The organism is Enterobacter sp. WP_7_1 (assembly GCF_003688535.1).
In the GTDB taxonomy this organism is placed as follows: domain Bacteria; phylum Pseudomonadota; class Gammaproteobacteria; order Enterobacterales; family Enterobacteriaceae; genus Enterobacter; species Enterobacter asburiae.
Genome location: NZ_REFK01000001.1, coordinates 120,772 through 143,719 on the forward strand (window position 1 = coordinate 120,772; position 22,948 = coordinate 143,719).

A 22,948-nucleotide genomic window follows, 5' to 3' on the forward strand; every position below is an offset into this window, starting at 1 on the left:
GCAGGCGTGTCATTTTACCTTTCCACGGGTCAGCGTCTGCTGGCCAGTTTGCTTTGCAGTCAAGCGAAACGCGGATGAATTTTATACGGCTGACTGTTTTTTGTTCGCATGATTAGCCATGGGTTTTTCTTATAAATAGCGTATTATTCTAACGTGCATTTTCATGCTGGCATATTGTTCTGGTTTTACGATCCCACCTTGCCTTTAAACGTTATAAGCGTTTAAATTGCGCCCCAGATACTGTCAGACCGACTGTATTTGCGTGGTAAATCGAAAAACTATTCTTCTCCACGCCAGGACGGGAGCATTTCCCGCTGAAATTGAGCAAATTTTCGGCTGTATCGTCCCGTCTGGGATATCGAAAATCTCAATATTTTCAACACCACATCCACAGGCAGTAAGGTTTTATGACCCATCACTTAAAATCGCGTGACATCATCGCGCTGGGCTTTATGACATTTGCGCTGTTCGTTGGCGCAGGCAACATCATTTTCCCTCCAATGGTTGGCCTTCAGGCGGGTGAACACGTCTGGACCGCCGCGTTTGGTTTCCTGATTACTGCCGTGGGTCTGCCGGTTCTGACCGTTGTCGCGCTGGCGAAAGTCGGCGGCGGCGTGGATAGCCTCAGCACCCCGATTGGCAAAGTGGCGGGCGTTCTGCTGGCAACCGTCTGCTATCTCGCCGTTGGCCCGCTGTTTGCGACCCCGCGTACGGCAACCGTGTCCTTCGAAGTGGGTATTGCTCCCCTGACCGGTGACGGTGCGATGCCGCTGTTTATCTACAGCCTGATCTACTTTGCGATCGTGATTCTGGTTTCCCTCTATCCGGGCAAACTGCTGGATACCGTGGGTAACTTCCTGGCTCCGCTGAAAATTGTGGCGCTGATTGTTCTGGCGGTTGCGGCCATCGTCTGGCCAGCGGGCCCGATTAGCGACGCGATGGACGCCTATAAAAACGCCGCGTTCTCTAACGGCTTTGTGAACGGCTATCTGACGATGGATACGCTGGGCGCGATGGTGTTTGGTATCGTTATCGTTAACGCCGCGCGTTCCCGCGGTGTGACCGAAGCGCGTCTGCTGACCCGCTATACCATCTGGGCTGGCCTGATGGCCGGCGTGGGGCTGACGCTGTTGTATCTGGCGCTGTTCCGTCTGGGTTCCGATAGCGCCATGCTGGTTGAGCAGAATGCCAACGGTGCGGCTATCCTGCACGCCTACGTTCAGCACACCTTCGGCGGTGCGGGCAGTATGCTGCTGGCAGCGCTGATTTTCCTGGCGTGTCTGGTGACGGCGGTTGGCCTGACCTGCGCCTGCGCAGAGTTCTTTGCGCAGTATCTGCCGCTCTCTTACCGCACCCTGGTGTTTATCCTCGGTATCTTCTCTATGGCGGTGTCAAACCTCGGTCTGAGCCACCTGATTCAGGTCTCGATTCCGGTGCTGACGGCGATTTATCCGCCGTGTATTGTGCTGGTGGTGCTGAGCTTTACTCGCCCGTGGTGGAACAACTCTTCACGAATTATTGCGCCAGCCATGTTTATCAGCCTGATTTTTGGTATCCTTGACGGGATTAAAGCATCAGCTTTCGCGCACATACTGCCGGCATGGACACAGCGTCTGCCGCTGTCCGAGCAGGGGCTGGCCTGGCTGATGCCTACCGTTGTTGCACTGGTTCTGGCGATTATCTGGGACCGTGCTGCAGGGCGTCAGGTCGCATCGAACGCTCATTAATCAACGGCAACAAACTGTTTAACCACGGGGCTTAAGGCCCCGTGGTTTTTTGTTTTTTTCGTGTTGAATGGCAAGATTTAAATGGAAAGCACTAACAAACTTAAACGTGGATTGAGCACGCGCCACATCCGCTTTATGGCGCTGGGCTCTGCTATCGGCACCGGTCTTTTTTATGGCTCGGCAGATGCCATCAAAATGGCCGGTCCCAGCGTTCTGCTGGCGTACATCATCGGCGGCGTGGCGGCGTATATCATCATGCGCGCCCTCGGCGAAATGTCGGTTCACAACCCGTCCGCCAGCTCCTTCTCCCGCTACGCGCAGGAAAACCTCGGCCCGCTGGCCGGGTTTATCACCGGCTGGACCTACTGCTTTGAAATCCTGATTGTGGCGATTGCCGACGTGACCGCGTTTGGCATCTATATGGGCGTCTGGTTCCCAGCGGTGCCGCACTGGATATGGGTGCTGAGCGTGGTGCTGATCATTTGCGCCGTCAACCTGATGAGCGTGAAGGTGTTCGGCGAGCTGGAGTTCTGGTTCTCCTTCTTCAAGGTCGCCACCATTATCATCATGATCGTGGCCGGTTTCGGCATCATCATCTGGGGAATCGGCAACGGCGGGCAGCCGACCGGTATTCACAACCTCTGGAGCAACGGCGGCTTCTTCAGCAACGGCTGGCTCGGAATGGTCATGTCGCTGCAGATGGTGATGTTCGCCTACGGCGGTATCGAGATTATCGGTATCACCGCCGGGGAAGCGAAAGATCCTGAGAAGTCCATTCCGCGCGCCATCAACTCGGTGCCGATGCGTATTCTGGTGTTCTACGTGGGTACGCTGTTCGTGATTATGTCCATCTACCCGTGGAATCAGGTCGGCACCAACGGTAGCCCGTTTGTTCTGACCTTCCAGCATATGGGCATTGCGTTTGCGGCCAGCATTCTGAACTTTGTGGTGCTCACCGCGTCGCTCTCCGCGATTAACAGTGACGTCTTTGGCGTGGGCCGTATGCTCCATGGCATGGCGGAGCAGGGCAGCGCGCCGAAGGTGTTCGCCAAAACCTCACGCCGCGGCACGCCGTGGGTGACGGTAGTGGTCATGACCGTAGCGCTGCTGTTCTCGGTTTACCTGAACTACATCATGCCGGAGAACGTCTTCCTGGTGATCGCATCGCTGGCGACCTTCGCGACGGTGTGGGTGTGGATCATGATCCTGCTGTCGCAGATTGCGTTCCGTCGTCGTCTGTCGCCGGATGAGGCAAAAGCGCTGAAGTTCAAAGTTCCGGGCGGCGTTGCGACGACCGTCGTCGGGCTGATCTTCCTGGTGTTTATCATTGGCCTGATTGGCTACCATCCTGATACCCGCATTTCCCTGTACGTGGGCTGCGCGTGGATCGTCCTGCTGCTGGTGGGATGGATGTTCAAATGCCGCCGCGACCGTCAGCTGGCGGAAGCGCAGTAACATTTTTATTCCCTCTCCCTGTGGGAGAGGGAATTTTGCCTCCTCCTCCTTTCTCCTCCCCCAATAATCCCGAACGTGATGAGCTATCCTTAACCACCCTGTGGCAAGGTGACGTCAATTTCATCAAAGGGGATTCGTGATGTTAAACGCCTGGCACCTTCCGGTTGCCCCATTTGTTAAGCAAAACAAAGACAACCTTGTGATTACGCTCTGGCTGGCGGGGGAAAATCAGCCTGAACGCGTGACGCTCCGCGCCGAAATAGATAACGAAGAGACCGGGCTGAAAATGCACAAGCTGCGCAGCCAGCCGCAGCCGGGGATCACGGCGTGGCGGGCGAATATCGACCTGAGCAGCGGGCAGCCGCGCCGTCGCTACAGCTTTAAGCTTTTGTGGAATAACCGCCAGCTGTGGTTTACCCCTCAGGGGTTTAGCCGTTTCCCGCCCGCACGGCTGGAGCAGTTCGCGGTCGATTACCCGGATAACGGCCCGCAGTGGGTTAACGAGCAGGTGTTTTACCAGATTTTCCCGGACCGTTTTGCGCGCAGCGAAAAACGCACCGCCGACCAGGATAAGATCTATCACCACCATGCGGCGGGCCACGACATTATTCTGAAAGCGTGGGACGAGCCCTTAACCGCGCAGGCTGGCGGCTCGACGTTTTACGGCGGCGATCTCGACGGCATCAGCGAAAAGCTGCCGTACCTGAAAAAGCTCGGCGTGACGGCGCTGTATCTCAACCCGGTATTTAAAGCCCCGAGCGTGCACAAATACGATACCGAAGATTATCGCCACGTTGACGCGCAGTTTGGCGGTGACGAGGCGCTGCTGCGCCTGCGCAAGAACACCCAAAACGAAGGCATACGCCTGATTCTGGACGGCGTGTTCAACCACAGCGGAGATTCGCACGCCTGGTTTGACCGCCATAACCAGTCGATGGGCGGGGCATGTCATAACCCGGACTCGCCGCAGCGCGACTGGTACAGCTTTAACGAGGAGGGCCGCGCGCTGGACTGGCTGGGCTACCCGAGCCTGCCGAAGCTGGATTTCCAGTCGCCAACGCTCGTGAATGAAATCTACGGCGGCGAAGACAGCATCGTCCGTCACTGGCTGAAGGCGCCGTGGAACATGGACGGCTGGCGGCTGGACGTGGTGCATATGCTGGGTGAAGTGGGCGGGGCGCGGAATAACCTTCAGCACGTCGCCGGGATTACGCGCTCGGCGAAAGCGGCCCAGCCGGAGGCGTTCGTCTTTGGCGAGCACTTTGGCGACGCGCGCCAGTGGCTGCAGAACGATGCGGAAGATGCGGCGATGAACTATCGCGGCTTTACCTTCCCGCTGTGGGGATTCCTCGCTAACACCGACATCTCCTACGATCCGAATCATATCGACGCTGAAACCTGCATGGCGTGGATGGAGAACTATCGCGCCGGTCTGTCCCATCAGCAGCAGCTGCGGATGTTCAACCAGCTCGATAGCCACGATACCGCCCGCTTTAAATCCCTGCTCGGCAAGGATGCGGCGCGTCTGCCGCTGGCGGTGACCTGGCTTTTCACCTGGCCGGGCGTGCCGTGCATCTATTATGGCGACGAAGTGGGGCTGGACGGCAACAACGATCCGTTCTGCCGCAAAACCTTCCCGTGGGAGCCAGAGGAGCAGGACAAGGTGCTGTTCAGCCTGTATCAGCGGCTGGCAAAGCTGCGCAAGCAGAGTCTCGCCCTGCGCTACGGCGGCTGTCAGGTGGTGTATGCCCACGATAACGTGGTGGTATTTGCTCGCGTCTATAACCAGCAGCGCGTGCTGGTGGCGATTAACCGGGGCGAAGCCTGCGAAGTGGTGCTGGATGATTCACCGCTGCTGAAGGTGGCTACGTGGAAGAATAAAGAGGGTAAGGCAACGATACAGGACGGCGTGCTGGCGCTGCCTGCGGTATCCGCGACGATCTGGTTCGGCAGCTAAGACCTGCTAATGTTTCCACCTTTTAAGATGGCGCAAATGCAACTATTTGTGTCAATCTTAACGGATCGTTTACGGTGAAGGTGGAAACATGGACGAGCTTTACATCCTTGGCTGTTTGTTCCTGGTATTTGCGCTGGTGGTGGCACCCGTGCTTGCGGTTATCGGCTTTAACCGAAGTACGGCGGCTCGACAGGAGATCGCCCGGCTACGCCAGCGCATTGAGGCGCTTGAGCAGCGCGGCGTACCTGAAAGCGCGCCGGAGCCGGTGCAGGCCACCGCGCCGGTGGCTGTGACCGCGCCTGCGGTTAAGGACGCTCCCGCGCCTGTCGACCCCTGGCGCCCCGATACTCCCGCTGCCGTGGCAGATCCCGCCCCGGCCGTGGCGCCTGCTGCAAAACAGCCTTCTGCCTTTGGCGGCATACTGACGTCGCTGGTGCGCTGGTTTATGCAGGGTAACCCGCTGGCGAAGCTTGGGATCCTGCTTCTCTTCCTCGGTCTTTCATTCCTGCTGCGCTATACCGTGGAACATTCCCTGTTCCCGCTTGAGCTGCGCCTCGTGGCAACGGCGCTGTTTGCCATCGTCCTGCTGGCGGTCGGGTGGCGGCTGCGGCAAAAGCAGCGTGTCTATGCGCTGATCCTCCAGGGCGGGGCGACCGGCGTGCTCTACCTGACGGTGTTTGGCGCATTCCGGCTCTGGCAAATGCTGCCGATGACGCTGGCCTTTGCGCTGCTGGTGGTGATTTGCGCGGCTAGCGTCGGGCTGGCGGTGCTGCAGAAGGCGCTGAGCCTGGCCATGCTGGCGAGCCTCGGCGGGTATCTTGCGCCGCTGCTCTTGTCTACCGGGGGCGGTAGCTTTGTGGCGCTGTTCTCTTTCTATCTCCTGCTTTCCATCGGCATTCTCGCTATCAGCATCTGGCAGCACTGGCGCGAGCTGAACCTGCTCGGTCTGCTGTTTACGTTCGGCGTGGGCGGCCTGTGGGGGCTGAACGACTACCAGCCAGAAGACTATTGGGTCTGCCAGCTGTTCCTGATTGCCAATACGTTGATATTCGGCGTCCTGAGCGTGGCGCTGTCGCTGCGGGTGCAGGAGAAAGGGAAGCAGATTATCGACGGTGTGCTGCTGTTTGCCCCGCCGCTGATCGGTTTCGGGATGCAGTACGGCATGACCCGGCACTGGGAATATGGCCCGGCGATGAGCGCGCTGGGCTACGGCGCATTTTATCTGGCCCTCGCGTTCCTTGCGCTGCGGCGCTATCCCTCTATCGGGCGACCTCTGGTCATGGCGGCGCTGGCAATCGGCGGCGGATTTGCCACGCTCGCCATTCCGCTGGCGCTGTCGGCACGCTGGACGGCGATGGCCTGGGCGCTGGAAGGGTTGGGTATCCTCTGGCTGGGCGTGCAGCAGCACCAGCGTCGCATGAGCTATAGCGGGACGGCGCTGCTGGTGCTGGCGCTCGGCAGCGCGCTGTGGGCGCAGACAAACGGCGTTACGTCGCTGAGCCTGCTGCTGATCTTCACCATCCTCAGCCTTTGCTGGCTGGCTGCGGCCTGGCTGTGGCGTACTCTCTTCCTGCCGGTCAGCCGGGCGCTGCTGGCTGGCGGGCTGCTGTTCTGGCTCGTGGCGCTATTGGGCGCGTCGCGGCTGGTGCTGACGCAGGAATTACCGATTCTGGCGGGCGTGCTGGCGCTGACGGCGGCATCGGTCTGGGGCTGGCGGCAGGTGGCTGCGCGTCTGGCGTGGCAGGAGCTGGATGCCAGCAAATGGCTGCTGTGGCCGGTTATGCTGCTGATGGTGGGTTATCAGCTTTGGCACCAGCAGATCGTTGCCGCCGGCTGGTCAAATCTCGCCTGGTGCGTTGCGCTTCCTGCCGCGCTGATGCTGTTGCGGCGCGACGGTGAAAGACTCCTGCCGCGCATCGCGATGGGGCTGCATTTGTCGCTGTTCTGGATGATTTTGCTGGCGCTGGCCGCTGAGCTTTACTGGTTTGCCCGGTCGTTGCCGTGGGGCATGGCGGCCTGGGGCAGCGGAGTAGCGATGGCAGCAGGCGGCGGGGTGATTATAGCGCTCTCTGCAGCCGTACGGCGTCGCGGGTGGCCGTTCCAGGAGTGGCCTGCGCTCTACGCCTGCCTGGCACCGATCCCCGCGGTCGTGGCGCTGCTGGTATTGCTGGTGGTGACCAATTTCCAGGACGGCGTGGTCTATCGTCAGACCTGGCTGCCGCTGGTAAACCCGCTTGAGGAAGGCGCGGCGTTCGCGCTGCTGGGGCTGGTCGTCTTTTATCGGGCGGTGGATCGCTACTACCCGGCGTGGCTCTCGCAGGCCCGACCGTGGCCTGCCGTCGCGATGATGGCGTTTGGCTTCTGGTGGCTTAACGGTGCGCTGATGCGCGCCCTGGCCTGGTACGGCGACGTGGCCTGGAATATGGCATCGCTGTGGGATTCGCGGCTTATCCAGACCAGTTTTGCCCTGTTCTGGATGCTGAGCGCGCTGGTGGTCATGATCCATGCCACCCGTCGGGCTTCCCGGCAGGAGTGGCTCTGCGGTGCCGCGCTGCTGGGCGTGGTGATGGTTAAACTGATGCTGGTGGACAGCGCGGGCGGAGGCGGTTTGTCGCGCGCGGTGGCGTTTATCGGCGTGGCGATACTGGTTCTGATCGTGGGGTATTTCTCACCGCTACCGCCCAAAACAGGAGATGAAAAATGAAATGGATGAAAGCGGTAGCCTGTACCGCGCTTCTGGCGCTTTCCGGCCCGGCGTTTTGCGACGAGGAACAAACGGAATCGCCCCGGGACTATGCTTTTGGTCTTTCACTCGATACGTCTGTTCCCTCCCAGTGGTATCGGGTGATGCTGCCGCTCGCCGTCTATGAGCAAAGCACGTCATCGGATCTGCATGATGTCCGCGTCTTTAACCAGTCGGGCGAGCCGGTTCCCTTCAGCCTTGTCAGCGCGACGCGTCCGCAGACGCCAGCGCAATCCACCGCGCTGCGCCTCTTCCCGCTGGACGCCTCGCCGCTTGCGGCTTCGCAAGGATCCGGTGATAGCGATAAGATCCTGCTTCGTTCCGGAAACGGCGTTGAGATTGTGCTGGAGGGGCAAAAAGCCGCCGCAGCCGGGCAACATTATCTGCTGACCCTGCCGGAACAGGCGACGGGCGAGATCGCTATATCCCAGCTGCAGCTGCTCTGGAATACCCCTCAGACGCCGTGGCAGGGAACGGCGTCGGTCTATTACAGCGAGGATCTTAAGCGCTGGTATACCCTGCGTGAGGATATGCCCTTGCTGGACGTCGTCAGCGGCCAGGATCGTCTTAAGCTCGATCGGATCGATACCGATACCGTTTTATCTCCCGATGCGAATCGCTATCTCATGGTGGTGCTGAACGCGCAGAGCCAGGGGATAACCTTGACAGGCGTAAACGCAATCAGCGCACCTGCCCAGGCGGCCCCGGAAGCTATCGACCTTGAGGGGGAAGGGGAGCAGCTATCGACAAGCGAAGCACAGTGGCACTGGGCGCGCCCGCAGCCGCTGAGTGCTGTCAGCATCTCACTGAATGGCGATGGCGTCCTTCCCGTGGAGATCGCGTGGCGGAGTTCGGAAAAAGACGCATGGCATCCTCTGAAGAAAGAGGTCCTTTACCGTCTTGAGGGAAAAGCGTCGCCACCGGTTTCGCTTCACGGGGGGCTGGTGCAGGCCGTGAAAATCACGACGCTGAATGCGCGTCTGCCAGAATACCTGCCGAGCGTCACGGGACATCGCGACCGCTACGATCTGGTGTTCAACGCGCAGGGGAAGGCGCCGTACGTGCTCGCCTGGGGCAACGGCGCCGCAAAGCCTGCCAGCGTAGAGCCCGGCATGCTGATCCCGGCCGACCTGCGCAAGACCTATGATATGGCGAACCTGCCGCAGGCCGATATTCAGGCTGATGTCGCGTTAGGCGGCGAGGGGCGTCTGACCGCCACCTCTGCGGCCGAGCGGGAGAGCAGGATGAACACGCTTCTGGTATGGGGCGTGCTGATTGCGGGGGTGATTCTGCTGGCGGGCATGGCCTGGCGCATCTGGCGAGAGACGCAGCGTAAGGCATAAAAAAAGGCCCGCATAAGCGGGCCTTTTTCGTAAACCGTGCCGATTACAGGCTGGATACGTTCTCAGACAGGTATTTAGCCACGCCGTCTGGAGACGCGTTCATGCCTTCTTTACCTTTTTCCCACTGAGCCGGGCACACTTCGCCGTGCTCTTCGTGGAACTGCAGCGCGTCAACCATGCGCAGCATTTCGTCGATGTTACGACCCAGCGGCAGATCGTTCACAACCTGGTGACGAACGATGCCGTTAGCGTCGATCAGGAAGGAACCACGCAGCGCAACGCCAGCGTCCGGATGTTCGATACCGTAAGCCTGCTGGATTTCGCGTTTGATGTCCGCAACCATTGCGTATTTCACCGCACCGATGCCGCCTTTGTCGACAGGGGTGTTACGCCATGCGTTGTGTACAAATTCAGAGTCGAAGGAGACGCCAACAACTTCCACGCCACGCTTCTGGAATTCTTCATAACGTTTGTCGAATGCGATCAGCTCAGACGGGCAAACGAAAGTGAAGTCCATTGGCCAGAAGAACAGAACGGTCGCTTTACCGTTGGTGTGCTGTTTGAAGTTGAAGTTTTCAACGATTTCACCGTTGCCCAGAACTGCTGCAGCTGTAAAATCCGGAGCCGGACGAGTTACCAGAACCATATGATTCTCCTGTAGATACTAAGGTTATTTGGAACGCAACGCGAGCCAGTATAGAGAGTGTTCATGGATAAGACAAAGAGGTGGTGACAATCGTTCCGCCAGCTTTTACCTATCAATGTGAATTCTGTCAGAGCTGTTTGTTTTTCGCCTGCACCATCATCCGCGGGTAAAACTGCCAAAAACGCGCTTCCAGCGCATCGTAATGTTCATCCAGGTCATACCAGGAGTCGCGCAGCGCATCCAGTCGCGGTCGGCGGCTTGCCATCCCGTTCAGCACATTCTGGATGAAATCCATCTCGCGATAGCGCTCCAGCCAGCGTTCCGACCACAGATAGTTATTCAGATTCACAAAGCGCGGCGGCGAGTCGGGCAGAATGATCGACACCTGCTGGTGGGCATAGTGCACAAACGCCGGCAAGGGCATCTCCGGCGACAGCTGTTCCCAGTGGCGCGACAGAAAGTGATCCCACATCACGTCGAGCGTGATCGGCGCAACGCGGCGCGTTTCAGGGCGAAACCACGCTTTGGCTTCCGTCACTTCCGGCAGCTTATCCGTCAGCACGTCGATGCGGCGGTGCATAAAAATCCCGTCGACAACCTCAGGGGAATAGTCCTCAGCGGGGTTGCCGCGTACGAAATCGGCCAGCAAATTGCCGGACAGGGAGCTGTCAGCGAGGTGAGCGAGATGCAGGTGAGCGAGAAAATTCATGCGTTTTATTTGTCCGGGGGCGGCTAGTTGTTGCAGCAAAAGGGTGTGAGCACTAGACTATGCCGCCTGTTTTTAAGTCACGAGTATACGTCATGCGCGTCGCCGATTTCTCCTTTGAACTACCTGAATCCCTGATTGCTCACTATCCCATGCCTGAGCGCAGCAGCTGTCGCTTACTGTCACTGGATGGGCCAACGGGCGAGCTGACGCACGGTACTTTCACCGATTTGCTCGACAAGCTCAACCCTGGCGATCTGCTGGTCTTTAACAATACCCGCGTGATCCCGGCGCGCCTGTTTGGCCGTAAAGCCAGCGGCGGCAAGATTGAAGTGCTGGTCGAACGTATGCTCGATGATAAACGTATTCTGGCACATATTCGCGCCTCCAAAGCGCCGAAGCCGGGCGCTGAGCTGCTGCTGGGCGATGATGAGAGCATCAAAGCGACCATGACCGCGCGCCACGATGCGCTGTTCGAGGTGGCGTTCGATGACGAACGCACGGTGCTCGATATCCTGAACGGCATCGGCCACATGCCGCTGCCGCCGTATATTGAGCGTCCGGACGAAGAGGCCGACCGCGAGCTGTACCAGACCGTCTACAGCCAGAAGCCAGGCGCCGTCGCTGCGCCGACCGCGGGCCTGCATTTTGATGAGCCGCTGCTGGAGAAACTGCGCGCGAAGGGCGTGGAGATGGCGTTCGTGACGCTGCACGTCGGCGCGGGAACCTTCCAGCCGGTGCGCGTGGACAGCATTGAAGATCACACCATGCACTCTGAGTATGCCGAAGTGCCTCAGGATGTGGTGGACGCGGTGCTGGCGGCGAAAGGGCGCGGTAGCCGCGTCGTGGCGGTCGGTACAACGTCCGTGCGCTCACTCGAGAGCGCCGCGCAGGCCGCGAAGAGCAATCTTATCGAGCCGTTCTTTGGCGATACGCAGATCTTTATCTACCCGGGCTATCAGTACAAAGTGATTGATGCGCTGGTGACCAACTTCCATCTGCCTGAATCAACGCTGATTATGCTGGTGTCGGCATTTGCCGGTTATCAGCATACGATGGCAGCCTACAAGTCTGCGGTAGAACAAAAATATCGCTTTTTTAGCTACGGGGACGCGATGTTTATCACGTACAATCCGCTGGCTTTGAATGAGCGTGTCGGGGAATAAGTCCGCGGCACCGTTTTACAACGTTGGACTGTTTTTCTGACGTCGGAGAAAAAATGAAATTTGAACTCGATACCACCGATGGCCGCGCGCGTCGCGGTCGCCTGGTGTTTGATCGCGGCGTGGTGGAAACCCCCGCGTTTATGCCTGTGGGCACGTACGGCACCGTAAAAGGGATGACGCCGGAAGAAGTAGAAGCCACTGGCGCGCAGATTATTCTCGGCAACACCTTCCACCTGTGGCTGCGTCCGGGTCAGGAGATCATGAAGCTCCACGGCGACCTGCACGATTTTATGCAGTGGAAAGGCCCAATCCTGACCGACTCCGGCGGCTTCCAGGTCTTCAGCCTGGGCGATATCCGCAAGATCACCGAGCAGGGCGTACACTTCCGTAACCCGATCAACGGCGATCCGATTTTCCTCGATCCCGAAAAATCGATGGAGATTCAGTACGATCTCGGCTCTGACATCGTGATGATCTTCGACGAATGTACGCCGTATCCGGCCGACTGGGATTACGCAAAACGCTCCATGGAGATGTCTCTGCGCTGGGCGAAGCGTAGCCGTGACCGTTTTGATTCCCTGCAGAACAAAAATGCGCTGTTCGGCATTATCCAGGGCAGCGTTTACGAAGATTTACGCGATATCTCTGTTAAAGGTCTGGTAGAGATAGGTTTTGATGGCTACGCTGTCGGCGGTTTGGCTGTGGGTGAGCCGAAGGAAGACATGCACCGCATTCTGGAGCATGTCTGCCCGCAAATCCCGGCGGATAAACCACGATACCTGATGGGCGTGGGTAAACCAGAAGATCTGGTTGAAGGCGTACGCCGCGGCATTGATATGTTCGACTGCGTCATGCCAACCCGCAACGCGCGTAACGGCCATTTGTTCGTTACCGATGGCGTGGTGAAAATCCGTAACGCGAAGCATAAGAGTGACACCAGCCCGCTCGATTCCGAGTGCGATTGCTATACCTGTCGCAATTATTCTCGCGCGTATCTGCATCATCTCGATCGTTGCAACGAGATTTTGGGCGCGCGTCTCAATACCATTCATAATCTTCGTTATTATCAGCGCTTAATGGCTGGTTTACGTAAGGCTATCGAAGAGGGTAAATTAGAGAGCTTCGTGACCGATTTCTACCAACGTCAGGGGCGGGATGTTCCACCGTTGAACGTTGATTAATTTTAATAATGAGGGAATTTGAATGAGCTTTTTTATTTCTGATGCGGTAGCGGCAACAGGTGCTCCAGCGCAGGGCAGCCCGATGTCTCTGATTCTGATGCTGGTTGTGTTCGGTCTGATCTTCTACTTCATGATCCTGCGTCCACAGCAGAAGCGCACCAAAGAGCACAAAAACCTGATGAACTCCATTGCGAAAGGCGATGAAGTACTGACTAACGGTGGTCTGGTAGGTCGCGTAACCAAAGTGGCTGAAAACGGCTACATTGCTATCGCCCTGAACGACACCACTGAAGTGGTCATCAAACGTGACTTCGTAGCTGCCGTTCTGCCGAAAGGCACCATGAAGGCGCTGTAATCCCAACTTTTCCCAAAGGGAACTGCCGTGTTAAACCGTTATCCTTTGTGGAAGTACATCATGCTGGTCGTCGTGATTCTCGTCGGCCTGCTGTACGCGCTTCCCAACCTGTATGGTGAGGATCCGGCTGTTCAAATCACTGGCGCGCGCGGTGTCGCCGCCAGTGAGCAAACGCTGATCCAGGTCCAGAAAACGTTACAAGAAGAAAAAATTACCGCTAAGTCTGTGGCTCTGGAAGAGGGTGCAATTCTTGCTCGCTTCGACACCACCGACACGCAGCTCCGCGCTCGCGAAGCGCTGATGGGCGTGCTGGGTGACAAATACGTCGTGGCGCTTAACCTTGCCCCTGCAACCCCGCGTTGGCTGGCTGCGATGAAAGCAGAGCCAATGAAACTCGGTCTTGACCTGCGTGGCGGCGTTCACTTCCTGATGGAAGTGGATATGGATACCGCGCTTGGCAAGCTGCAGGAACAGAATATCGACAGCCTGCGCAGCGATCTGCGTGATAAAGGCATCGCTTACACCACCGTGCGTAAAGAAGATAACTACGGTATGAGCATCACGTTCCGCGACAGTGCGGCGCGCGATCAGGCTGTAGATTACCTGACCCAACGTCACCGTGACCTGGTAATCACCTCTCAGGGCAGCAACCAGCTGCGCGCGGTGATGACCGATGCGCGTCTGAAAGAAGCGCGTGAATATGCCGTTCAGCAGAACATCAACATTCTGCGTAACCGTGTAAACCAGCTGGGCGTGGCTGAGCCGCTGGTACAGCGTCAGGGTGCTGACCGTATCGTGGTTGAACTGCCGGGTATCCAGGATACCGCGCGTGCGAAAGAGATTCTGGGTGCGACCGCAACCCTGGAATTCCGTCTGGTGAACTCCAACGTCGATCAGTCCGCTGCTGCCGCAGGGCGTATTCCGGGTGACTCCGAAGTGAAACAGACCCGCGAAGGTCAGCCAGTTGTGCTGTACAAACGCGTGATTCTGACCGGTGACCACATCACCGATTCCACGTCGAGCCAGGACGAATACAACCAGCCGCAGGTTAACATTTCGCTTGATAGCGCGGGTGGTAACATCATGTCTAACTTCACCAAGGACAACATCGGTAAACCGATGGCGACCCTGTTCGTGGAGTACAAAGACAGCGGTAAGAAAGATGCAAACGGTCGTGCGGTGCTGGTGAAAGAGGAAGAGGTGATTAACATCGCCAATATCCAGTCTCGTCTGGGTAACAGCTTCCGTATCACCGGTATTAACAACCCGAACGAAGCGCGTCAGCTCTCTCTGCTGCTGCGTGCCGGTGCGCTGATTGCGCCAATTCAGATTGTTGAAGAACGTACCATTGGTCCAACTCTGGGTATGCAAAATATCCAGCAGGGTCTGGAAGCGTGTCTGGCCGGTCTGGTGGTCTCTATCCTCTTCATGATCTTCTTCTATAAGAAGTTTGGTCTGATTGCGACGTCCGCGCTGATCGCCAACCTGGTGCTGATCATCGGCATTATGTCCCTGCTGCCGGGGGCGACGCTGACCATGCCGGGGATTGCGGGTATCGTTCTTACCCTTGCGGTGGCGGTCGACGCCAACGTACTGATTAACGAACGTATCAAAGAAGAGTTGAGCAACGGTCGCTCTATTCAGCAGGCGATTGACGAAGGCTATAAAGGTGCGTTCAGCTCCATCTTCGATGCGAACGTAACAACACTGATTAAGGTTCTTATCCTGTATGCAGTGGGTACTGGCGCGATCAAAGGCTTTGCGATTACAACCGGTATCGGTGTCGCAACGTCAATGTTTACCGCTATTGTCGGCACCCGTGCCATCGTGAACCTGCTGTACGGCGGCAAGCGCGTCAAAAAGCTGTCTATCTGAGGAGTGCGTTGTGGCACAGGAATATACTGTTGAACAATTGAACCACGGCCGTAAAGTCTGGGACTTTATGCGCTGGGACTACTGGGCCTTCGGCATTTCAGGTTTACTGCTGATTCTGTCCATCGGCATTATGAGCGTGAAAGGCTTTAACTGGGGTCTGGATTTCACCGGCGGTACGGTCATCGAGATCTCCCTGGAAAAACCGGTCGATATGGACCAGATGCGTCTGTCTCTGCAGAAAGCGGGCTTTGAAGAGCCGCTGCTGCAGAACTTCGGCAGCAGCCGCGACATCATGGTGCGTATGCCGCCGGTGCACGATGCCAACGGCAGCCAGGAGCTGGGCAGCAAGGTTGTTAGCGTGATTAACGAAACAACCAGCCAGAACGCGGCGGTCAAGCGTATTGAGTTCGTCGGCCCAAGCGTGGGTGCTGATCTGGCGCAGACCGGTGCGATGGCGCTGCTGGTGGCGCTGATCTCCATCCTGGTATACGTCGGTTTCCGCTTTGAGTGGCGACTGGCGGCCGGTGTGGTTATCGCTCTGGCGCACGACGTGGTGATCACCATGGGCATACTGTCGCTGTTCCACATTGAGATTGACCTGACGATTGTGGCATCCCTGATGTCCGTTATCGGTTACTCACTGAACGACAGTATCGTGGTATCTGACCGTATCCGTGAAAACTTCCGTAAGATCCGTCGCGGTACGCCGTACGAAATCTTTAACGTGTCGTTGACCCAGACGCTGCACCGTACCTTGATCACATCCGGCACCACCCTGATGGTGATCCTGATGCTGTTCCTCTTCGGTGGTCCGGTACTGGAAGGCTTCTCGCTGACCATGCTGATCGGTGTCACCATCGGTACGGCGTCGTCTATCTACGTAGCATCCGCACTGGCACTGAAACTCGGCATGAAGCGCGAGCACCTGCTCCAGCAGAAAGTCGAGAAAGAAGGGGCGGATCAGCCGTCCATTCTGCCGTAAGGCGACGTTTAGCGCGTTATCGAAATCCCGGTCTGTTGACCGGGATTTTTTTTATCTGATCCTGACAAACACTCCTGACAGTATGCTGTCAGGAGCCCTGTCGTAGACTTCTCCTGAACCCAAACAACAGGCAGGAGAATATATGAAAAGCGTAATTAACTGGTTTGAAATTCCGGTCTCGGATATGGATCGCGCCATCAAATTTTATGAGCCGGTGATGCAGCTCGCGCTACGTCGCGAGAAAATGGACTGCGCGGAGCTGGCCGTTTTCCCGCATGAGGATCCGGGTACCGGCGGGGCGCTGGCAAAATTTGACGGCGTTACACCGTCTTTGCAGGGCGCTATTATTTACCTGCATACTGACAATCTGGCGGCCACGCTCGATCGCATCGCCTCCGCGGGCGGCGAGTGCGTGTTTGGCCCGCTGGAACTGCCGCATGGCATTGGCACTATCGCATTGTTTACCGACAGCGAGGGTAACCGCGTCGGCCTCCATCAACCTGCCTGAGAGCGGAATAAGATATGACCCGACGCGCTGACCGTTTGTTTCAGATTGTGCAGATCCTGCGGGGCAGGCGTCTGACAACGGCAGCGCATCTGGCGGATCGGCTTGGCGTGTCCGAGCGCACGGTCTACCGCGATATCCGTGATCTGTCGCTTTCCGGCGTGCCGGTGGAAGGTGAGGCGGGGAGCGGATATCGGCTGATGTCGGGTTTTGACCTGCCGCCGCTGATGCTGACTAATAGGGAATCAGAGGCGCTGATCGTCGCGATTCGCCTGCTCAAAACCTGGGGAGGGGAATCGCTGTCGCGCGAGCTGGAGTCGGCTCAGGAGAAGGTGCTGGCTATCCTGCCCGAGGAGAGTCGTCGAAAGGCGGAGCAGACGCGGATCTACGCCCCGGATTTTTGCATGCAAAGCCACTCCCGCAGCGATTTTGACAGGATCCATCAGGCGATTTCCGCCCAGCGCGTGCTGGCGCTGCATTACCGTGATGAGGCCGGGCAACTCTCTAAACGTGAGGTTCAGCCGCTGGGCTTGTTCTTCTGGGGAGAGCGTTGGTTGCTGGCAGCGTGGTGCGAACGGCGCGATGACTATCGCTGTTTCCGGCTCGACCGGTGCCTCAATATCGTGCAGACGGAGAGGCGGTTTAGCGAGAGTGCGGACAGATCTCTGGCAGATTTTTTGCGAAAGGTTAAGCAGTAAAAAGCCTGGCGGCGAGGTAAAAGCAAAACGGCAACGTATGTTGCCGTTTTTAGTATTTGTTCCCTCTCCCTGTGGGAGAGGGGCAGGGTGAGGGCATCAGCCCGCACAGTCCCGAACAGGTTAGAAGTTATAACCCACAACCAGGTAACCACCCCAGCCGGTAGAGCGGACGCTGAAGTCGCCGTTGCCGAAGTTCAGGCTCGCGTCGTCGTTCCACTGACCACCGTTGTGCCAGTAACGCGCAACAACAGAGTAGTGCCAGTGATCGTAGTTCAGCGCCAGGATGTGGCTGGAGGCGATGGAGTCGTTGGTGCGCGCTTTCTTACCGTTCAGGTCGCGGAAGTCGTTGTCGCCCAGATCTGAACCCCAGTCAAAGTTGGTGAAGCCGATATAGCTCAGGTTGCCGCCCCACAGCTGGGTAATTGGCACAAAGTATTTCACTTTGAAACGGTAGCCATCCCACTCGTTTTCGTTCGCGGCACCGTAGTTCTGCCACTGGTACTTAGCATACACGTTCAGAGACAGGCTCATTGGCAGGCCGGTATCGATGTCCGTACCCAGACCCATGTACCAGGTGCTCTGGCGACCGGACTTGTTGCGGCCCATGTCGTAGATGTAGTTGTTCGCGAAGTACCACTCTTTGAACGGACCAAACGCCAGGCTGGTACCGGTCAGTTTATCAATAGAGAAGCGTGGTTCAATTTCCATGAACAGTGGGGAACCGTGGTTCCAGATACCTTTCGCGTCGGTGTTACCGCCGAAGAAGACCGGGGCATCCATATAGCCGTAGAAATCAAACCAGTCTTTCTTGGCGAATGCTTCGTACTCCAGGTAGGTATCGTTGCGGATCTGAGGTCCGAAACGGGTGTGGTAGCTGCCAACCACGTTAACGCTCTGGTGCCACCAGTCGGAGAGATATTGTGGTTTATCGTTTTCCGCTGCGTTAACAGTGAAAGAAGAGGAGAGTGCCAGTACAGCGCCAGCTGCGAGTAATGTTTTTTTCATAATCATGCCACTGATTGAAATTCCCTTCCGGGAGTGAAAAATGCGCGATTTGCGTATCAAAATATTTCGTGTTTCTGCGGAGCCTATTATAGGAATCCTTGCTCACAAAAATATGTGTTGTTTCACATATCTCTCACATGCGTAATCGATTGCGTTCACGTTTGCGTACTTTAAACGGCCGGGATTGTAGCGGCAATCATTTATGTTGCCAATCCATACGAAATGTAAATGTTAGCGGAGTGACATTGCACTCCGCTAAAAGAGGGGGTTACTGCGCGGCGGGCTGGATATCGTGAATGCGGATGAAACCTAACTGCTCCGGAGTGAGTCCGTTAAGCTGTAGCGGAATGTCAACATCGCTTGGAGCCAGCACGCTGGCCGGTGCGGTGAACAGCTGACTGTTAACATTCACCTCCTGGTAGCTCTCAGTGGTGCCCTGGATCTGTCCCCATTCGACGGTGCCGCTGAAGGCTGGCAGCGGATCGTTGGACTCGCCCTGGATGCGTAATGTTGCGCGAGTACCATTTGCATTCGCCGCCACATTCACCAGAGACATTTTCAGCGTGCCAATCTGGCTATTGAGACGCGCAGGCGTATTCGCTCCCGGCAGGAGATAAACCCCGCTGCTGGATTTGGCGTTCAGCGCGTTTTGCTGGGTGATTTTCACCGTTTCTTTATTCAGTTTGTCCATCGCCGTATTGAGCGTATTCACGCTCTGTTTCATCTGACGGACTTCGGTTTGCTGTGCACAGGCGCTAAGGGTGAAGAGGCTCCCCACCAGCAAAATTTTAAGGTAACGTCTTGTCATTGCGTTTATTTCCTTGAAATAACGGATCGCCTTAATGGTAGCCAGCATCACCGTCTAAGACATAGATCCTTTGTCTCAAAAAGCTCTTCCTTTGTTGTCAGGCCAGATCAGGGTAAAATGAAAAGTAGTTAACCAGATAACAGGGATACCGTATGCATTGCCCATTCTGCTCCGCTGTGGATACCAAAGTCATCGACTCTCGTCTTGTGGGCGAAGGGTCTTCCGTACGCCGTCGTCGGCAGTGTCTGGTGTGCAACGAGCGTTTCACGACCTTTGAGGTTGCAGAGCTGGTAATGCCGCGCGTGGTAAAAAGCAACGACGTGCGCGAGCCGTTTAATGAAGAGAAATTGCGCAGCGGGATGCTGAAGGCCCTGGAAAAACGTCCCGTCAGCGCGGACGACGTTGAGATGGCGTTAAACCACATAAAATCTTACCTTCGTGGTTTGGGCGAGCGTGAAGTACCGAGCAAAATGATCGGCAACCTGGTGATGGAGCAGCTGAAAAAGCTCGATAAGGTCGCCTATATCCGCTTCGCCTCGGTCTACCGCAGCTTCGAAGACATCAAAGAGTTTGGCGAAGAGATCGCCCGCTTACAGGATTAAGCTCATGCAGGATGAGATTTACATGGCGAGAGCCATGAAGCTGGCGCAGCGCGGTCGTTTTACTACCCATCCCAACCCGAACGTCGGGTGCGTTATCGTTAAAGATGGCGAGATCGTAGGGGAGGGGTTTCACTATCGTGCTGGCGAGCCGCATGCCGAGGTTCATGCGTTGCGCATGGCCGGTGAGAAGGCGCGCGGTGCCACAGCCTACGTCACGCTGGAGCCCTGCAGCCATCACGGGCGTACGCCGCCGTGCTGCGAAGCGCTGATCGCGGCGGGTGTTTCACGCGTGGTCGCCTCAATGCAGGACCCGAATCCGCAGGTTGCCGGACGCGGTCTGTATCGCCTGCAGCAGGAAGGCATTGACGTCAGCCATGGTCTGATGATGCAGGACGCGGAAGCGATCAACAAAGGCTTTCTGAAGCGCATGCGCACGGGGTTCCCGTATATTCAGCTCAAGCTGGGCGTCTCGCTGGACGGTCGTACGGCGATGGCAAACGGCGAAAGCCAGTGGATCACGTCGCCACAGGCAAGGCGCGATGTGCAACGTCTTCGCGCGCAAAGCCATGCTATTCTCACCAGCAGTGAAACCGTTCTGGCTGACGATCCGGCCATGACCGTGCGCTGGGACGAGCTGAATGCCGATACCCAGGCGCTGTACCCGCAGGAGAACCTGCGTCAGCCGCTGCGTATTATTATTGATAGCCACAACCGCGTGACGCCGGCGCACCGCATCGTCCAGCAGCCGGGTGAAACCTGGATTGCCCGCACCAAAGAAGATACGCGTGAATGGCCGGAAGGCGTGCGCAGTATTATGGTGCCGGAGCATAACGGTCATCTGGATCTGGTGGTGCTGATGATGCTGCTCGGCAAGCAGCAGGTGAACAGCATCTGGGTTGAAGCGGGGCCAACGCTCGCCGGTGCGCTTTTACAGGCCGGGCTGGTGGATGAGCTGATTGTTTACGTTGCGCCTAAACTGTTAGGTCACGACGCGCGCGGCCTGTTTGTGCTGCCCGGCCTTGAAAAACTGGCCGACGCACCGCAACTCAAATTTAGCGAGATTCGTCCGGTAGGCCCGGATGTCTGCCTCCACTTAACGACAGCGTAATTGCTCCTGAAATAGGGAAGCAGTGCGCAAAGTATTATGATAAAATCCGCCCCCCTGCGGGGCCAAATGAACCCGTAAAGGAAGAGTATGAACATTATTGAAGCTGCTGTAGCTACCCCGGACGCTCGCGTCGCCATCACCATTGCGCGTTTCAACAACTTCATCAACGACAGCCTGCTGGAAGGTGCGATTGACGCCCTGAAACGTATCGGCCAGGTTAAAGATGACAACATTACCGTTGTTTGGGTTCCAGGCGCTTACGAACTGCCACTGGCGGCGGGCGCGCTGGCGAAAACCGGTAAATACGACGCGGTGATTGCGCTGGGTACCGTTATTCGTGGCGGCACTGCGCACTTCGAATACGTTGCGGGCGGTGCAAGCAACGGTCTGGCACACGTTGCGCAGGATGCTGAAATTCCTGTCGCGTTCGGCGTGCTGACCACCGAAAGTATTGAACAAGCCATCGAACGTGCTGGCACCAAAGCCGGTAACAAAGGTGCAGAAGCTGCACTGACCGCGCTTGAAATGATCAATGTATTGAAAGCCATCAAGGCCTGATTTTTTTGTAAGGGGAATTCCGTGAAACCTGCTGCTCGTCGCCGCGCCCGTGAATGTGCCGTCCAGGCACTTTACTCCTGGCAGTTGTCCCAGAACGACATCGCTGATGTTGAATACCAGTTCCTGTCAGAACAGGACGTAAAAGACGTTGACGTTCTGTACTTCCGCGAACTGCTGTCGGGAGTGGCGACTAATAGCGCGTATCTCGATGGCCTCATGAAGCCATACCTGTCCCGCCTGCTCGAAGAGCTGGGTCAGGTGGAAAAAGCAGTGTTGCGTATCGCGCTGTTTGAGCTGTCTAAACGTGATGATGTGCCGTATAAAGTGGCCATCAACGAAGCGATCGAGCTGGCGAAAACCTTCGGCGCTGAAGACAGCCACAAGTTTGTAAACGGCGTACTTGATAAAGCAGCACCTGCGATCCGTCCCCACAAAAAGTGATCCGCAAACCGGAGTCCTGCATTGCCTGACGGGCAGTGCGGCTCCGGTTTTTTCTTTTATTTGCTGAGGCATAACGTATGGCATGCGGCGAATTCTCCCTGATTGCCCGTTATTTCGACCGTGTCAGAACCTCTCGTCTTGATGTTGAAACCGGCATTGGCGATGACTGTGCACTTCTCAATATTCCCGAAAAACAGACGCTGGCAATCAGCACCGACACCCTGGTGTGCGGCCGTCATTTCTTACCCGATATCGATCCTGCCGATCTGGCGTATAAAGCGCTGGCGGTTAACGTCAGCGATCTGGCGGCGATGGGCGCCGATCCCGCGTGGCTGACGCTGGCTTTGACCCTGCCAGAGGTGGATGAAGCCTGGCTGGAAGCCTTTAGCGACGCGCTGTTTGAACAGCTGAATTATTACGATATGCAGCTGATTGGCGGTGATACCACTGCCGGGCCGCTGTCGATGACGCTGGCGATCCACGGCTACGTGCCGCTCGGCCGCGCGCTGAAGCGCTCGGGTGCAAAACCCGGCGACTGGATCTACGTGACCGGTACGCCGGGCGATAGCGCGGCTGGGCTGGCGATCCTGCAGAACCGTTTAACGGTTAAAGACGCTGACGATGCGGCGTATCTGGTGAAGCGCCACCTGCGGCCAACACCGCGTATTCTGCACGGCCAGGCGCTGCGCGAACGGGCAAGCTCGGCTATCGATCTCTCTGACGGGCTGATCTCGGACCTCGGGCATATACTGAAGGCCAGCGGCGTAGGTGCGCGCGTTGACCTGGATATCTTCCCGCTGTCTGAGCAGCTGCTTCGCCATGTGGAGCCTGAGCAGGCCCTGCGCTGGGCGCTCTCCGGTGGAGAAGACTATGAGCTGTGCTTCACGGTGCCTGAGCTCAACCGTGGAACGCTGGACGTGGCGTTAGCGCATCTCGGCGCGAAGTTTACCTGCATCGGTCAGATTATGCCGGAGAGCGAAGGGCTGAAGTTTGTAAAAGACGGTGCGCCCGTTACGCTGGACTGGAAAGGGTACGATCACTTCGCGTGATGTTGTGCGCTCTGTATTGCCGGGTGGCGGCTTCGCCT

General features: G+C 57.2%; 21 protein-coding genes. 17 read left to right on the top strand and 4 right to left on the bottom strand.

All coding sequences use genetic code 11. From position 1 onward, the window contains the following. Window positions 1-407: 407 nt before the first annotated feature. The 5 genes from brnQ to BJ885_RS00650 all read left to right on the top strand — a co-directional run bounded on the left by brnQ (window position 408) and on the right by BJ885_RS00650 (window position 9,225). Window positions 408-1,727 carry a branched-chain amino acid transporter carrier protein BrnQ gene (gene brnQ / locus BJ885_RS00630; RefSeq protein ID WP_023310545.1) on the top strand — a complete coding sequence of 440 codons (1,320 nt, stop codon included), beginning with the start codon at window positions 408-410 and terminating at the stop codon, window positions 1,725-1,727. Window positions 1,728-1,808: 81 nt separating this feature from the next. Beyond that, window positions 1,809-3,182 (top strand): proline-specific permease ProY, encoded by a 1,374-nt coding sequence (gene proY, locus BJ885_RS00635; RefSeq protein WP_063429228.1) that lies wholly within the window; start codon window positions 1,809-1,811, stop codon window positions 3,180-3,182. A 139-nt stretch (window positions 3,183-3,321) separates the two neighbouring features. Beyond that, window positions 3,322-5,139, top strand: coding sequence for a maltodextrin glucosidase (gene malZ / locus BJ885_RS00640; protein ID WP_121930963.1), 1,818 nt, complete (start codon window positions 3,322-3,324; stop codon window positions 5,137-5,139). 88 nt (window positions 5,140-5,227) lie between these two features. Beyond that, a complete protein-coding gene (locus BJ885_RS00645) occupies window positions 5,228-7,843 on the top strand; it encodes a DUF2339 domain-containing protein (protein ID WP_121930964.1) in 2,616 nt (871 codons plus the stop codon). Continuing rightward, on the top strand, window positions 7,840-9,225 hold the full coding sequence (locus tag BJ885_RS00650; protein ID WP_121930965.1) for a DUF3999 domain-containing protein: 1,386 nt from the start codon (window positions 7,840-7,842) through the stop codon (window positions 9,223-9,225). Before BJ885_RS00645 ends, BJ885_RS00650 begins: the two co-directional genes overlap by 4 nt. 43 nt (window positions 9,226-9,268) lie before the next feature. Here the strand turns inward: BJ885_RS00650 and BJ885_RS00655 are convergent, their stop codons facing one another. Continuing rightward, a complete protein-coding gene (locus BJ885_RS00655; RefSeq protein ID WP_014168840.1) occupies window positions 9,269-9,871 on the bottom strand; it encodes a peroxiredoxin in 603 nt (200 codons plus the stop codon). Between the two features lie 127 nt (window positions 9,872-9,998). After that, complete coding sequence (gene acpH, locus BJ885_RS00660) at window positions 9,999-10,580, bottom strand: ACP phosphodiesterase (RefSeq protein WP_033144757.1); 582 nt, start codon at window positions 10,578-10,580, stop codon at window positions 9,999-10,001. A gap of 92 nt (window positions 10,581-10,672) precedes the next feature. Between acpH and queA the strand changes: the two genes are divergently transcribed. The 7 genes from queA (at window position 10,673) to BJ885_RS00695 (ending at window position 17,339) form a co-directional block, all read left to right on the top strand. Then, on the top strand, window positions 10,673-11,743 hold the full coding sequence (gene queA / locus BJ885_RS00665) for a tRNA preQ1(34) S-adenosylmethionine ribosyltransferase-isomerase QueA (protein WP_121930966.1): 1,071 nt from the start codon (window positions 10,673-10,675) through the stop codon (window positions 11,741-11,743). A gap of 53 nt (window positions 11,744-11,796) precedes the next feature. Further along, window positions 11,797-12,924, top strand: a complete 1,128-nt coding sequence (gene tgt / locus BJ885_RS00670) for a tRNA guanosine(34) transglycosylase Tgt (RefSeq protein WP_003859110.1) — start codon at window positions 11,797-11,799, stop codon at window positions 12,922-12,924. Window positions 12,925-12,946: 22 nt separating this feature from the next. Further along, a complete protein-coding gene (gene yajC / locus BJ885_RS00675) occupies window positions 12,947-13,279 on the top strand; it encodes a preprotein translocase subunit YajC (protein WP_003859109.1) in 333 nt (110 codons plus the stop codon). A gap of 27 nt (window positions 13,280-13,306) precedes the next feature. Continuing rightward, entirely contained in the window at window positions 13,307-15,154 is a 1,848-nt protein-coding gene (gene secD, locus BJ885_RS00680; RefSeq protein WP_071789390.1) for a protein translocase subunit SecD, read from the top strand. Between the two features lie 10 nt (window positions 15,155-15,164). Further along, complete coding sequence (gene secF, locus BJ885_RS00685) at window positions 15,165-16,136, top strand: protein translocase subunit SecF (RefSeq protein WP_023334689.1); 972 nt, start codon at window positions 15,165-15,167, stop codon at window positions 16,134-16,136. A gap of 142 nt (window positions 16,137-16,278) precedes the next feature. Continuing rightward, window positions 16,279-16,644 carry a VOC family protein gene (locus tag BJ885_RS00690; RefSeq protein ID WP_111963427.1) on the top strand — a complete coding sequence of 122 codons (366 nt, stop codon included), beginning with the start codon at window positions 16,279-16,281 and terminating at the stop codon, window positions 16,642-16,644. 14 nt (window positions 16,645-16,658) lie between these two features. After that, complete coding sequence (locus BJ885_RS00695; protein ID WP_047648575.1) at window positions 16,659-17,339, top strand: YafY family protein; 681 nt, start codon at window positions 16,659-16,661, stop codon at window positions 17,337-17,339. Window positions 17,340-17,459: 120 nt separating this feature from the next. Here BJ885_RS00695 and BJ885_RS00700 read toward each other — a convergent pair whose 3' ends face one another. Further along, a complete protein-coding gene (locus BJ885_RS00700) occupies window positions 17,460-18,344 on the bottom strand; it encodes a nucleoside-specific channel-forming protein Tsx (RefSeq protein WP_025756198.1) in 885 nt (294 codons plus the stop codon). Between the two features lie 268 nt (window positions 18,345-18,612). Further along, on the bottom strand, window positions 18,613-19,152 hold the full coding sequence (locus tag BJ885_RS00705; protein WP_032661748.1) for a DUF3251 domain-containing protein: 540 nt from the start codon (window positions 19,150-19,152) through the stop codon (window positions 18,613-18,615). Between the two features lie 152 nt (window positions 19,153-19,304). Between BJ885_RS00705 and nrdR the strand changes: the two genes are divergently transcribed. The 5 genes from nrdR to thiL all read left to right on the top strand — a co-directional run bounded on the left by nrdR (window position 19,305) and on the right by thiL (window position 22,910). Next, a complete protein-coding gene (gene nrdR, locus BJ885_RS00710) occupies window positions 19,305-19,754 on the top strand; it encodes a transcriptional regulator NrdR (protein WP_008503337.1) in 450 nt (149 codons plus the stop codon). A gap of 4 nt (window positions 19,755-19,758) precedes the next feature. Beyond that, window positions 19,759-20,862, top strand: a complete 1,104-nt coding sequence (gene ribD / locus BJ885_RS00715; protein ID WP_121930967.1) for a bifunctional diaminohydroxyphosphoribosylaminopyrimidine deaminase/5-amino-6-(5-phosphoribosylamino)uracil reductase RibD — start codon at window positions 19,759-19,761, stop codon at window positions 20,860-20,862. 87 nt (window positions 20,863-20,949) lie between these two features. Continuing rightward, a complete protein-coding gene (ribE, locus tag BJ885_RS00720) occupies window positions 20,950-21,420 on the top strand; it encodes a 6,7-dimethyl-8-ribityllumazine synthase (protein WP_006176874.1) in 471 nt (156 codons plus the stop codon). A 21-nt stretch (window positions 21,421-21,441) separates the two neighbouring features. After that, entirely contained in the window at window positions 21,442-21,861 is a 420-nt protein-coding gene (gene nusB, locus BJ885_RS00725; RefSeq protein WP_006809908.1) for a transcription antitermination factor NusB, read from the top strand. Window positions 21,862-21,938: 77 nt separating this feature from the next. Then, window positions 21,939-22,910 (top strand): thiamine-phosphate kinase, encoded by a 972-nt coding sequence (gene thiL, locus BJ885_RS00730; RefSeq protein WP_121930968.1) that lies wholly within the window; start codon window positions 21,939-21,941, stop codon window positions 22,908-22,910. Window positions 22,911-22,948: the final 38 nt, after the last annotated feature.